This is a genomic window from Peribacillus sp. FSL P2-0133 (assembly GCF_037975445.1).
GTDB lineage: Bacteria > Bacillota > Bacilli > Bacillales > DSM-1321 > Peribacillus > Peribacillus simplex_E.
In genome coordinates this window covers 4,788,669-4,802,478 of the sequence record NZ_CP150254.1, presented here as the reverse complement: position 1 = coordinate 4,802,478, position 13,810 = coordinate 4,788,669, and the positions used below count along the sequence as shown (strand labels likewise).

Sequence of the window (13,810 nt, the reverse complement as noted above, 5' to 3'; positions counted from 1 at the left end):
CGAGTTTGCCTACAGTTTTTTTCTTTTAAAAACGTTCCAGTTGATTGGAATGGAAGGTACGAGACTCATGCGGAGGGCCCCCTATGCTTATTACATGGATGAGAATGGTGCAGAATCCGTTGCAGCATGGCAATATCTTTGGTCGCCTTGTAAAACCAATAGCCAAACGTTTTTCGCAAGGTATGGTTTCCGACATGTTCTACGCCAGTTTGAAGGCTATAAGATGAGAGGTAAAACAAAATAGATCCCTAAAAGCTTAAAGGAGTCTATTTCTTGTGTCGTTGATTTGTATGAATTTTTTACATCTTTTCAGTTACTAAAAATTTTTAAAATAAAGAGCGCACTAAAGAAAATAACCGGTATCCCTATAATAAAATAAAAAAATATGGGGATACTGGGCCAGCGGTATAGCATAGCAGTGGTATTTATTATTGCTTCGGTTTCCTTATGTTTGGTTTACTAATCTTGTTACCTCTAGAAAGGTGAATCTAACGATAACTTGGAAAAGCATTTGTGAATTATTTAGACAAAAAGCCAACGATTTCGTTGGCTTTTTGTCTGTACGATCATTTCAATTATCATACATTCAAATTAGAGAAAAAAATACCCTTCTTAAACTAAACTGGTTGTTTAGTTAAAGAAAAATTGTATTACTTTTCATCAATTGGGAAAATATATAAATAATAACAAAAAGGAGGGAACAAAGATGGAAGTAAATATGAGTGTTGAAGAAGTCGTGAATCAAATTTCTGAATTAGTAAAAAAAGAAGGGAAGCCACCTCGAAAGAAAGAGGTAAAGAAGTCAGATCCGGAGTTAATGAAAAATGCATTGTATTATTTTCCTAGTTGGGATACTGCAGTAGAACAGAGCATTGGATCTTAACCATAAACGATACATAAACATTTATTTTTCAATTAGTATATATAAGGCAAGGGAAGTTATGAAGGCCGCCAATTGGCGGCCTTTTGAACGTGCGATTCTTTACATTATCATACATTCAAATTGGTTTTAAAAAGTACTCCTTATTCAAACTATCTATCGAGTAGTTTAGTTGAATAAAGATATGACGCATCAAGGGATTCCTTTTCCATCCCTAAATTTGAATTGCACAGTTACACCTTAAGGAATAAGTAATTTAGCTTTTGGTCGTGTGGAAACAAAAACATGTTCAACATCAAAAAATTGTTCTAATACATCGTTTTCAACAGTTAACGCCTCACGCATCCGTAAGCCATCGACATTAATACGGGCTTGCCGGAAATAATCTTCCCTAATTGAGACCTCAATTGTGTTCACTACCTTATTGGGCAATGCAAATGAAATCAACTAACTTTGCATATTTTGATTGTTCCTTTATCGGGCCTTTTCCTGAACTGGAAAGCGTCGTCTTTGTTATAGAAAAAAGAGATATTAAATAATGCCTTATTGTGAAATGATACTTATTAACTTAAGGGTAGTTTTTCCTTGAAATTAGTAAATGAATCAATTTCATAAAAGAAAAATAAAGCCAAATGCACGATTTCTTATATTTTTTCTTTTCGGAAAGAGTGAAGTATCGATCATTTTTAAGTCTAGAGTCTGATACTTGCAAAGAAGCATAGAGTAACTTTTTTACATATGGAGCCGTATAATAATTTGTTAAAACACATGAAAAGAGGGTTCCAATGAAAAAGATATTGTTGATTTTGGCAACCGTTTTTTTGGTAACAGGACTTAGTGCTTGTAAAGGAGTCCAGGAGGGAAATAAGGAATCTCCACCAATTTCAGAAAAGCCAAATGATAATCCTAAGCAAACTGACGGGCAAGATGAAGATCCTCCAGGTGAATCGGTCGATGATCCGACAAAAGATCGGCCAAATACGAAAACGGATATGATCATATTAGAAGGTATGGAAGAATCATTCCAATTCACGCTTCATCATAGTCAGGCATTGGGATTCTCAACCTACATCGTGGATGACATGGTTGTTGAAGAGGCTAGTTCTGGAGAAGGAGATGCAATGATTGTTTTTGCAAATTTTGCAGGCAAGAGAAATGAGGATGCCAAAGTTCAGATATTTTCCAAAAGTGAGGGTACGAACGCGACAATAGAAGAACAGGCAGAGTTTGCGAGGGTAGTTGTGATAAGCAACGACTTTGAGATAGAACAGCGATCTGATAATGCGCCTAACCGATTTGATTGGTCTGAGGTCGAATTTGACATTAGTCAGAAGGGCAGTAATTATTCAATATTGGGTACAGTGTCGGTTTTTCAACATGGCGACCGCGTTTACTATGCGATAGTTCAATACCCGGAAGATTATGAAGAAGGCTTCATACCGCGGGTTGTGAAAATGTTTGATGATATCGTATGGTATGAAGCACCTTGATAACTCTAATTCAGTCTTAGCCTAATTTCTCAGAATTTTAGTGAGAAATTAGGCTTTTTTTACCTTTCATTATCCTTAATGTTGTAAATCCGCACTTTCCTGACTTTACCCCATATAAAACAGTAAAAAATCATGGATTATAACTAATTCTTGTTTTGAAACTATGGGGATCCCCATACAGTTAATCCCGTTAAAGCTCCATGCTGGTTCAAAATGAGACCACGCCTACCCCACTTTTTGTATTCGGAAATTTCGATAATTTTATAAATATTCATACATGTTACTATTTCAATCTATAAAATTTTTTTTTAGTTTCATAAAAAAACCTTAATTTTACTTATCATTGAAGTGAACGTAATATTTAAAAATAAACATTTAATTTTCTGAATTTTTTTGGAGGTTGTATATTTATGTCAATACATGTTGCGGAAGGAAAGAAATCGATTCAATTGGCAGTTGATGCCCGTGATGCTCAATTACGTGAGCTTGCATTGAACATCCATGCTCATCCAGAACTTAGTTTCCAAGAATACCAGGCAATGAAATGGTTGATAGAGCCTTTAGAGAAGGCCGGCTTCTCGATTGAAAAAGGGGTTGCAAATTTAGAAACTTCATTCAGGGCAACATGGGAGGGGCATAACGGTGGTCCAACGATTGCCATTCTAGCTGAATATGATGCACTGGCAGGACTGGGCCATGGGTGTGGCCATAATATTATTGGAACATCAGCCATTGGAGCGGCATTGGCACTGAAAGATGCTCACCCTGACCTTCCGGGGAAAATCGTTGTATTGGGAACGCCTGCGGAAGAGGAAGGCGGAGGGAAAATTTTGATGGTAGAGGATGGCATTTTCGATCATGTGGATGTAGCCATGATGTGTCATCCGCAAAAACAGTCCATGGTATTGCGTGGTGGACTAGCATGTGTGGATGCTACTTTTAAGTTTTATGGTAAAGCATCACATGCATCTTCTGCTCCCGAAAAGGGAATCAGTGCTCTTGATGCAGTCATTAATACTTTTGTTGCCGTCAATTCTTTGCGTCAATTTTTTAAAGATGATGTGAGAATCCATGGAATCATAACAAAAGGCGGGGATGCAACAAATGTAGTTCCTGCATATTGCGAGGCTGAGTTTTTACTGAGGGCAAGCACTGTGGAAGAGTTAAATGTTGTTCGTGAGAAAGTTTATGCTGCAGCTCGTCATGCTACAGAAGCTATGGGTGCCAGGATCGAGATGACCGAAGGCCTGATATATGCTGAACGAAATAATAATAAAGCATTAGCCGCCTTATTTAAAGATAATCTAGAGATGCTAGGGGAGGTTGTATGTGACCCGCCTGCTAAAGGGGGAATCGGTTCATCGGATATTGGTAATGTTGGACAAGTAACTGCAACGATTCATCCGTACATCAAAATAACGGATGACGCAATTACCCATACTCCAGAGTTTGTACAAGCTGCAGCTTCAGAGAGGGGAATGATTGGATTAAATAAAGCAGCAAAGGCTTTAGCGATGACTGCATACGAAGTATGTATGAACCCTCAGCTTCTTAAAGAAATTCGTGAAGAATTCGAATTGTGGAAAGCTAATAAATCATGTAAATGAAGATAGGGAAGATTCCGTATTGCGGGGGATCTAGGTGAAAATAATGTAAAAGGTGGTACGATAAATGAGTAAAGTGAGTGCTGAAACTATAAAGAATGAACCACCATTCAAAAAAAGCAAAATAAAAATGCCACACACATTTGTAATTATTATTTGTATGATCCTAGTTGCAGCTGCATTAAGCTATTTAGTGCCCGCAGGTGAGTTTGACAGAGTGGAAGATAAAAAAACGGGTAATACGGTAGTAGTAGAAAACTCTTATCATTCTGTAGAGAACAACCCCATTGGTATATTCGAGGTTCCTTTAGCGATTGTTCATGGCCTTATAGATGCTAGTGATACAGTTTTCTTTATTTTTATTGTCGGTGGAGTATTTCAAATCATTAATTCCACAGGTACGATCGAAGCCGTGGCTGCAAGGGTTGGAAAGACTTTCATGAACCAAGGAATCGTCATCATTCCCATTTTTTTAACCCTATTTTCAATCGGTGGATTCACGATTGGAATGTCAGCAGAAGTCATGGCATTTGTACCCATTGGCATTGCGATCGCAAGGTCATTAGGCTATGATGCTTTGACTGGAACAGCCATGGTGACGCTCGGCGCAGCTGTCGGCTTTACAGCTGGACTCCTTAATCCCTTCAATGTAGGAATCGCTCAAGCTATTGCAGAAGTTCCGATGTTTTCCGGTATGTGGTTACGTGGAATCATTTTGGTTGTTTTACTAATTGCCACGAGCATTTATATCATTAGATATGCAAAAAAAGTGAAAAAAAATCCACATGCCGGTATTGTTTATGACTTGGAAAAAGAAGAAAAGCACGAGAATTTGGATATATCCACTTTATCCTCCATGAAGCTCAATCATTACTTAACTATTTTTGTCGTGTTGATAGGATTTAGCTTCCTTATTTGGGGTGTTTCCAAAAAAGGCTGGTGGATGGAAGAATTAGCGGCATTCTTCTTAACATTAGGAGTTATTGTTGGCTTTTTATCTAAATATGGTCCAAGCAAAATTGCCAGCGAGTTTGTTCAGGGGGCAAGGGATATCACTTTCGGTGCTTTTATTGTTGGTCTGGCAAAAGGTGTAGTCGTAGTGTTAGAGCAAGGACATGTTATCGATACAGTTGTAAACGGACTTGCAGCAACAGTAGGCCATTTGCCAAGTTCCATCCAAGTTCTAGGCATGTATGTATTTCAGACCATCATGAATGTGTTCATTACTTCAGGAACGGGTATGGCTGCAACGACCATGCCGATATTGACACCGCTTTCCGACCTGATTGGTGTTACGAGACAAACGACAATCCTCACGTATCAGTTGGGAGATGGTCTATCAAACTGCATTCTCCCTACCTCTGCCATGCTTATGGGAAGCTTGGCAGTCTCCAAAATTAAATATCAAGAATGGGTGAAATTCTTCTGGCCCTTGTTGTTGATCTGGATAGTAATAGGTGCAGTGTTTATATTAATAGCTGATTTCATTAAATACTAAACGTTAAAAAAACGAATGGCTATTTGGCTGCTCTGAGTAGACAAAAGGGGTTCTTTCTAAGTTTAAAAAAAGTTGATTGGAGCGGGTGTTCGGGACTCCTGCAGGAAAAGCGTGTCCAAAGGAGACACAACAGGCCCAATGACCGCCCGCGGAAAGCGAGTGCCCTACGTTCCAATCAACGTTCACTGTAGGCAAAGTCAATAATTATCGATTTTGTCTACAGTCTGGGAGCAGCTCTTTGGCTGTTCTTTTTAAGTTGTAGATTGTCTGCTTTAAACCGGGTGAAGAAGGATAAATGATTGGTTTAGAGAATAGTTATGGAAAGGGTCATACAACTCAAAAAACGAATTTGATAGAAAATAGGTGAAGCAAGTGGAGTTGGATACATTATATAAGACATATCAACCTTTTCTTTTTTCCATCGCATACCGGATGCTTGGAACGGTTACCGACGCAGAAGATATCGTCCATGATTTATTCCTGCAGCTTAAGCTTGATACCGAACAAATTAAGGACATGAAAGCATATCTTGCGAAAATGACGACAAATCGCTGTCTGAACTTTTTAAATTCAGCCCGTAAGAGAAGAGAGGTTTACACAGGACCTTGGCTGCCTGAACCCCGTGTAAACGAAACAGGACAGCCTTTAGATAAGGTTGTAACGGATGAAACGGTTGCGTATGCCTTCCTCGTTTTGCTGGAACAGCTTTCACCTGTTGAAAGAGCGGTTTTCGTGCTTAGAGAAGCATTCGCTTACAGCTATGAAGATATTGCCAAAATGCTGGAAAAGAATGAAGTGAACTGCAGAAAGATCTACAGCCGGGCTAAGCGGAAATTACAGAATGATCTGCCAGTCCATCCGGAGGATACGAAACATGTCGATCTTTTGGCACAAAAATTCATAAAAGCATCTACGACAGGAAACTTTGAGGAGTTTTTGGATATCCTTACAGAAGATGTTGTCCTTGTTACTGACGGCGGAGGAAAAGTGCTTTCTGCATTAAAACCGATTGTAAACAAACAGCGCGTATTCTCCTTTCTTACAGGAGTTACTGCTAAAGGAGGTTTCATAGGAGAACTTCTTCCGGTGATGGTCAATGGTCAGGAAGGAATCTTGCAAATGAAAGAAGGAAAGCCTGTCAAAGTCATCTGCTTTGAATTGGATTCAAAACAAAAAAATATTCGAAAAATCTTTATTGTTACCAATCCCGATAAATTAAATCATATTCTTGTTCCTTAATAGGGTAGACTGAGGGCTCATGACGGGCTCTCTTTTTTGTATGTCACAAATCAAACCCCTATATTGTCTTATAAGTGGAACCAAAAAGATTTAATGGAGGAGATAGACATGGAACAACGCATTAACTACATGAAGACAAATCGGGAAGTGGTCAAATTAATGATGGAATTGGAGGAATACAAGAAAACAACGGGAATCGATAGCAAATTAATCGAATTGATTAAAATTCGCGCGTCTCAAATAAATGGCTGTGCGTACTGCTTGGATATGCATACAAAGGATGCCCGGGCAATGGGTGAAACGGAACAAAGAATCTACTGCTTGAGTGCTTGGCGTGAATCACCATTCTATTCTGAACCGGAAAGGGCAGTGCTGGAATTGACGGAAGCGGTAACGGCCATTTCTTCAAACGGTGTACCTGATGAACTGTATGAGCGGGTCCGCCTTCATTTTGATGAAAAACAATATATCGATCTCGTTACCATCATCATCACGATCAACGGCTGGAACAGATTGGCCATTTCAGCTAAAAGCATCCCCGGGCACTATAAGTCTGTAATGCAAAAATAACTTTGTTATTAAAATCCCTTGAAACCGAATCAAATGATACTTCATCATCATGTCCATTATTGTTTCGCAGAAGTTTGCTAAAAACTTAATGCTGAATTAAAAGATGAATCCCGTTAAATCAACATTCATGGGTAAAAACTGAGATCAAATCGCTTAAATAAAAAACAATAAAAAGCCACGTTTCATACAAAAACGTGGCTTTTTATAATCATTTTTCTTTTTTATAAAAGCGTTCACCCGTATCAGGATTATAATACACCCTTGTTTTTTCTCCATTCACAGGGTCTATATTTATTTCATCTGTCGATTGAAATCCATCAGGAACTTTTACACCGTGATTACGTTTAAACCGTTTATCATAGATAAAGTATCCAAGTAGAATACATAAGATAACTATAACAATTTGTAATATATAGTACCCTATGATGAATTTCATTATATTGCCTCCACAATAACGGCAGTTCCATATGCAACGATTTCACTCATATTTTTACCGATTTCCCCAGAATCATATCTCATCATTACAATTGCGTTTGCTCCCATTTGATTGGCATTTTTAATCATACGGTCCATAGCTTCTTTTCTTGAATCTTCAAGCATAGCTGTATATTGCTTGATTTCTCCACCTACTAAGGATTTTAACCCTGCCATGATATCGCCGCCAATCCCTCTGCTTCTTACAATTAGTCCAAAGGCGGGTCCTTTCACTTCTACAATTTTGTACCCTTCAATTTTTTCTGTGGTAACTACCAACACATTAATCGCCTCCATCTTATTTACTTTATTCTTTTAAAATTTCTCTTGAAATTTCCTGAACTGAAAGTCAGTCCACAATATCATTTATATCTATGTGCTGTGCAGCCCTATTCTCCTTAAACAGAAGGCATATCATCAGCCATTGTGTTGCCTCCATTGAATAATGATTACCTATTTATCAAGCACAAAAATACTACCATTCCTTTAAATTTTAACATAATAGATGCTTTATCCTTTTTAACACCTAGCATATTTCGAGTAAACATAAAAAATCCCATTTCGCAGAAAAGAAATGGGATGAAATATTGATTTAATTGTTATTTGTGTGTAGATTCAAGAAGCCAATTGGAGTATCAATGATATAAACCCTAGTGACTAAAAAAATCTGAATCTTCTTATCATAATTCCTCTAAATAGTCGTTTTTTATCTTTATTTCATTAAGAATGTCATACAATTTATTTTCATAGTATAAGCAGATTAATTGTGATCTGGAGGTTAAATCCAATTCTTCAAACAGTTTATTTATATAATTACGAACTGTAGAAACACTTATATGCAGATTGTCAGCTATTTCTTTATCTCTGAGACCTTGAGTTATATTCTTTATGATTCGCAATTCAACTGCATGTTGATCGTCCCTGGTGATTAAAGATGATGTGTCTGTTTTTATTATTTCTTCAATTAATAGTTTCTCTCGATACACATGTAACTCGTAGGAGATTTGAATGGCCAGCATTTCAGAAATCACTTTGAAATTTTCACTATCATCCGTTGTGATTATACCTACATAACCTTGCAATTCTTTATTTTTAATTTCATGAATCGGGGAAGATATAACACTAAAATCCTTGCCGAAGATTTGATTTTTAGTTTTTACAGTAGTATTTTGCAATGAACTTAAAACAAATGCATTATTTTCAACAGAATCATTAATAATCAATTTACTTAAATCTTTTTTTTCAAAATTACTCTTTGAGTATAAAACATTTAGCTCTTTATCAAAGATAAAAAAAATAGTCTCAAAATTGAATTTGAAATTCTTAATACTGTTCAATACTTTTTTACTGATATAAATGATTTGATTTTTCAATTCCATATTCATACCTCATACTTGTTCCTAAAATGAAATAACTTGTTTACTCTCCTCGTTTCACAATAAACTATTTTTGGTTGTGGTGGGTTCCAAAAATGACGACTGCTGTTTCAGAAATGATACCGGGGTATGACTAACCTTTTCGGATCCCCCAAAGGTAATTTCGAGAGCGCAGTTAGGGCAATTCTATTAAATGTAAGAAGGGCTTGTTTTGATTAATCTTTTTTCAAAACATGCCCTTTATTTCATTACAAATTATTTTATTTAAATGGATATATTTGCATCCAAGGTGAAACCATAACCGTAGCATTCATCTTACCTACTATAGTTCTAACTGGCTGCGGGAACAGCAATTCGAGATTTGGAAGTGAATGTGACCGTTAAAGTAAAGATAATAACCTGAGGAGTAAAATCAATGTGGGCAATGATTGGAACAGTGTTTACTGGAGCTGTTATTTCATATTTCGAATTACCTCAACTTATTAAAAATAAATGCTGGAGGGAAATCTCCGTTTATATTCTATTGCTTTTAGTTGGCATGACGTTGAGTATTTTATTAATCAAAAATATTACCATCCCTAATCCCTTAGACTGGATAACAATATTTTATGATCCCTTCACATCTTTCATGGAACGGATTCTGTCTTAGGGGGGGTACTGATTATGCTCGAGAAAGGAAAAATTAGCTCCGGAGAATTTCTAATATTGGTCATCATATTTACGATAGGAGGTTCGATACTTAATGTACCTGCTCTACTTGTCACGTTAGCAAAGCAGGATGCCTGGATTTCCTATATCATAACTACGCTCATCAGTTTGTGTTTTGTTTTCTTATATAATAAATTAGCCTCTATTTATCCATCTAAGACTTATGTCGAAGCTAATGAAAAAATATTGGGGAAATGGGTTGGGAAAATCTCGGCACTGCTCTTTCTTTTTTATATTTTGTATCTTTCGTCTGCTTTACTGTATGAAATAGGGAGTTTTTCAACGACACAAATTTTGGTTGGAACACCTATCGAAATGATTATGGTTCTTTTTTTATTGACATGCATAATCGGTGTACGGTTAGGATTAGAAGTCATCAGCAGAACTGCATTAATCTTTTTTCCTTGGATAGTATGTCTGCTTTTCATGTTATTTTTACTTCTTATCTCTGATATCAAAATAGAAAATATACAACCTATTTTTGAAGAAGGCATGAAACCAATTATTAATGGCTCATATCACACTTTAGCACTCCCTTATGTACAGCTCGTTTTCTTTTTAATGATCATGCCCTATGTAAATGAAAAGGATGAAATGAAAAAAAACTTATATCGAGGAACATTATTAGGAGGCATCGTTCTATTCTTGGTGATTATTTTCAGTATCCTCGTATTGGGTACTGATATTACCGCACTGCAAAAAAATCCTTCTTATAGGTTAGGAAAGGTGTTGAGTGTTGGTGATTTTTTTGAACGTATTGAAGTCATTGTAGCCATCATTTGGATTCTTTCCGTGTATTTCAAGCTAACGATTTGTTATTATGGACTCTCTCTGGGGTTAGCTCAAGTACTAGGATTAAAAAATCACAAAATTCTTCACTTCCCATTAGCATTTTTAATTTTTGCATTCTCCATCATTACACATCCAAATACAGTACATAGTCGAAACTTTACTTCAAAAGCGTGGACGCCATTTTCCTTAACCATTTGTTTTCTGCTCCCGGTGTTATTGTTAGTGATAGGACTATTGAAAAAAAAGCGTTCCATTTCAAAGGCGACCAAAGGATGGTAAAAAAAATTCAATTACTGCCTTTGGTCTAATATCGTGCATCTGTCAGGAACTTCTATGACGAAAAACTTGATAATTGTCTACATAAGGATGGTGACAGGTTCCTATATAAACGACTCAGATAAAATGATTTCCTCCTTATGAAAAAGCCTTGGTATTTATAGGCTTTTTTTTTTGAATGATCATACCGGGATTGAACCAACCATAGCATTCTCATGTTCCCTATGCTATTTGAAGGCGTATATCCTAAATGTTAAATGGAGGTTCCATGTTCTTGGATTATTCGTGTTAATCGTAAAAACAAAATTCGACAAGGATTTCATGGCTGGTGTAAGATGAATGAAAAAGCCAGAAATGGGGTGAATGCTTTGGTTGATTTATTACCGTCGCTGTTTGAAAAAGTGGGAATCATCGTAATTGCCGCATTCCTGCTTTCCTATATGAAACCCTTTCGGCAAATGATAGGCCATGAACATGACATGTCAAAGAAAATCATGTTTATCGCACTTTTTGGGACGTTCGGCATCATTAGTAACTATACAGGGATCGAAATCGGGAATCATGCCATTCCAGAGGGGAATTGGCATGCTGAGATTGCTCCCGATAACGCGATTGCCAACACAAGGATTATGGGCGTGGCTATCGGCGGTTTGCTGGGAGGACCATTTGTTGGGTTGGGAGTAGGTTTGATTTCGGGGCTTCACCGTTATTTTCTCGGGGGTTTTACGGCGGGGGCTTGTGCGATCGCTGCGATTTTGGCTGGGGTTTTATCGGGTTTTTTGGGGAAAAGGCGGCGAAAGCATGGGACGATCACTCCTTGGTTTGCCCTTCCCATTTGCATGGCATTGGAAGCGATCCAAATGGGCATCATCCTGGTGACGGCCAAACCATTTGAAAGGGCGTGGGAGCTCGTACAAGTAATCGGACTGCCCATGATCATTATCAACGGGTTCGGGACTTTACTATTCATGCTCATCATTCAGTCGATCACGAGGGACGAAGCACGGACGCGGGCTGTACAAACCAATCTTGCGTTCCTGATTGCGGATCAGACTTTGCCCTTTTTCCGGCAAGGTCTGAATCAAACTTCATGCAAACGAATAGCCCAAATCATCTTGGGGCTGACTGAAGCTGATGCCGTGGCTATTACCAATGAACATAACGTACTTGCCCATGTGGGTGCTGCGTCCGATCACCATGTCCCTAAGGTTGGAATAGCGACAGGCTTAACGAAAAAAGCCCTTGAACAAGGGAAAATCATCGTGGCCAAAACAAAAAAGGACATTTATTGTTTTCATGATCAATGCCCATTGCAGGCGGCAGTGGTCCTGCCGTTGCAGGTCCAACAGAAAACGGTCGGGACTTTGAAGATGTATTTCAAGCATCCCGATAAATTAAGCCAAGTGGAACAAGAGTTAGCTGAAGGGTTGGCAAAACTATTTTCCACTCAATTGGAACTCGCTAAAGCGGAAATGCAAACGAAATTATTGAAGGATGCTGAAATTAAGGCCTTACAGGCACAGGTCCATCCTCATTTTTTATTTAATGCAATCAATACGATATCCGTTCTATGCCGGACGGATGTCGAGAAGGCAAGAAATTTATTGCAGGAGCTCAGTGCCTTCTTTCGTTCTAATTTACAAGGTGCCCGACAAATACTTGTGCCACTGGAAAAGGAATTAGAGCATGTTAACGCTTATTTATCACTGGAGCAGGCGCGTTTTCCAGATAAATATCATATCAACTTTCGAATCGAACCAAGGCTTAAGGAAGTTCTCATCCCTCCATTCACATTACAGCCACTTGTTGAGAATGCGGTACACCATGCATTTCCACCTGTGAAAGGCAAAGGTGAAATCATCATTCACGCATACTTTAAAGACGATACGATGCGCATTGTTGTGGAAGATAACGGAAAAGGGATTTCAAGCGGGAGAATAGATGAATTGGGTAAGCATGCTGTAGAATCGACTAAGGGTACAGGAACGGCCCTTCATAATATCAGTGAACGGCTGGAAGGGATCTATAAAGGGCAGGCCAGCCTTTCGATCGCAAGTGAACCGGGGCACGGAACACAAGTGAAAATATCAATACCACTCAACGAAAAAGGAGCATATGTCAACGATGATGAAAGCATTTATCGTAGAGGATGAACCACTGGCAAGAGATGAATTGAAATATCTATTGAAGAGAAGCAGGCAAGTTGAAATCGTGGGAGAGGCCGAGGGGATAGAAGATGCCATGAGGGATATCTCCCGACTTAAACCTGAACTTGTCTTTTTGGACATTGAGCTTGCAGAAGGCAATGGCTTGCATTTGGCTAAGCAATTGGCGGAACTTGACCTTGCACCTTCGCTCATATTTGCGACCGCTTATGATGAGTTTGCCCTCCAAGCTTTCGAGTTATATGCATTTGATTATCTATTAAAGCCATTTAATGAAAAAAGGATTCGTCAAACATTGGATAAGCTCATGAAGCAGCGGCAAATCGGGAAAGATGAATCCAGTACAGCACCTCCGGCCAGCCGTACGGCGGTGGAACATACAGGTAAATTGGCTGTATCGATAGATGATCGGATCGTTTTGATCGACCGGGATAATATTTTGTTCATAGGACTCGTGGAAGGAAAGACGATCATTAAAACCGAAGAAAATGAATATAAAATCGGCGAGCCCCTCATCGTGCTTGAAAGGAAGCTCGATAATCGCTCATTTTTACGGGTGCATCGCGGTTTTATCGTGAATGTCATCCATATATCTGAAATACAGCCTTGGTTCAACTCGACTTATAATCTCATTATGAGTGACGGATCAAACATTCCGGTAAGCCGCACATATGTGAAGGAGCTAAGGCAGCTTATCGGTTTTTAAAAATTTTCATAATTCTGCATTTTACCTTCTTC

12 protein-coding genes and 1 pseudogene are annotated in these 13,810 nt (G+C 38.2%); 9 read left to right on the top strand and 4 right to left on the bottom strand.

Annotated features, from left to right (window positions below):
- Positions 1-95: 95 nt before the first annotated feature.
- Positions 96-206: pseudogene (locus MKY17_RS23105) on the bottom strand (site-specific integrase); the annotation flags it as partial.
- A 500-nt stretch (positions 207-706) separates the two neighbouring features.
- Here MKY17_RS23105 and MKY17_RS23100 point away from each other — a divergent pair.
- The 6 genes from MKY17_RS23100 (at position 707) to MKY17_RS23075 (ending at position 7,281) form a co-directional block, all read left to right on the top strand.
- Entirely contained in the window at positions 707-883 is a 177-nt protein-coding gene (locus MKY17_RS23100) for a hypothetical protein (RefSeq protein WP_179086174.1), read from the top strand.
- A gap of 782 nt (positions 884-1,665) precedes the next feature.
- Positions 1,666-2,370: a hypothetical protein gene (locus MKY17_RS23095; protein WP_098373443.1), complete on the top strand. Its 705-nt coding sequence runs from the start codon at positions 1,666-1,668 to the stop codon at positions 2,368-2,370.
- Positions 2,371-2,780: 410 nt separating this feature from the next.
- Positions 2,781-3,977 (top strand): M20 family metallopeptidase, encoded by a 1,197-nt coding sequence (locus MKY17_RS23090; RefSeq protein ID WP_339200828.1) that lies wholly within the window; start codon positions 2,781-2,783, stop codon positions 3,975-3,977.
- Between the two features lie 64 nt (positions 3,978-4,041).
- Positions 4,042-5,472 (top strand): C4-dicarboxylate ABC transporter permease, encoded by a 1,431-nt coding sequence (locus tag MKY17_RS23085; protein ID WP_339200827.1) that lies wholly within the window; start codon positions 4,042-4,044, stop codon positions 5,470-5,472.
- A 372-nt stretch (positions 5,473-5,844) separates the two neighbouring features.
- Entirely contained in the window at positions 5,845-6,711 is an 867-nt protein-coding gene (locus MKY17_RS23080; protein WP_339200826.1) for an RNA polymerase sigma-70 factor, read from the top strand.
- A gap of 108 nt (positions 6,712-6,819) precedes the next feature.
- A complete protein-coding gene (locus MKY17_RS23075) occupies positions 6,820-7,281 on the top strand; it encodes a carboxymuconolactone decarboxylase family protein (protein ID WP_339200824.1) in 462 nt (153 codons plus the stop codon).
- 208 nt (positions 7,282-7,489) lie between these two features.
- Here MKY17_RS23075 and MKY17_RS23070 read toward each other — a convergent pair whose 3' ends face one another.
- From MKY17_RS23070 to MKY17_RS23060, 3 genes are all read right to left on the bottom strand, one after another.
- Positions 7,490-7,717, bottom strand: coding sequence for a hypothetical protein (locus MKY17_RS23070; RefSeq protein WP_098373446.1), 228 nt, complete (start codon positions 7,715-7,717; stop codon positions 7,490-7,492).
- Positions 7,717-8,037, bottom strand: a complete 321-nt coding sequence (locus tag MKY17_RS23065) for a YbjQ family protein (protein ID WP_098373447.1) — start codon at positions 8,035-8,037, stop codon at positions 7,717-7,719. Before MKY17_RS23065 ends, MKY17_RS23070 begins: the two co-directional genes overlap by 1 nt.
- Positions 8,038-8,435: 398 nt before the next feature.
- Entirely contained in the window at positions 8,436-9,134 is a 699-nt protein-coding gene (locus MKY17_RS23060) for a LuxR C-terminal-related transcriptional regulator (protein WP_179891193.1), read from the bottom strand.
- A gap of 660 nt (positions 9,135-9,794) precedes the next feature.
- Here MKY17_RS23060 and MKY17_RS23055 point away from each other — a divergent pair.
- The 3 genes from MKY17_RS23055 to MKY17_RS23045 all read left to right on the top strand — a co-directional run bounded on the left by MKY17_RS23055 (position 9,795) and on the right by MKY17_RS23045 (position 13,778).
- Positions 9,795-10,910 (top strand): endospore germination permease, encoded by a 1,116-nt coding sequence (locus MKY17_RS23055; RefSeq protein WP_098373450.1) that lies wholly within the window; start codon positions 9,795-9,797, stop codon positions 10,908-10,910.
- 332 nt (positions 10,911-11,242) lie between these two features.
- Positions 11,243-13,060, top strand: coding sequence for a sensor histidine kinase (locus tag MKY17_RS23050; protein ID WP_286177226.1), 1,818 nt, complete (start codon positions 11,243-11,245; stop codon positions 13,058-13,060).
- Entirely contained in the window at positions 13,032-13,778 is a 747-nt protein-coding gene (locus MKY17_RS23045) for a LytTR family transcriptional regulator DNA-binding domain-containing protein (RefSeq protein WP_098373451.1), read from the top strand. Before MKY17_RS23050 ends, MKY17_RS23045 begins: the two co-directional genes overlap by 29 nt.
- Positions 13,779-13,810: the final 32 nt, after the last annotated feature.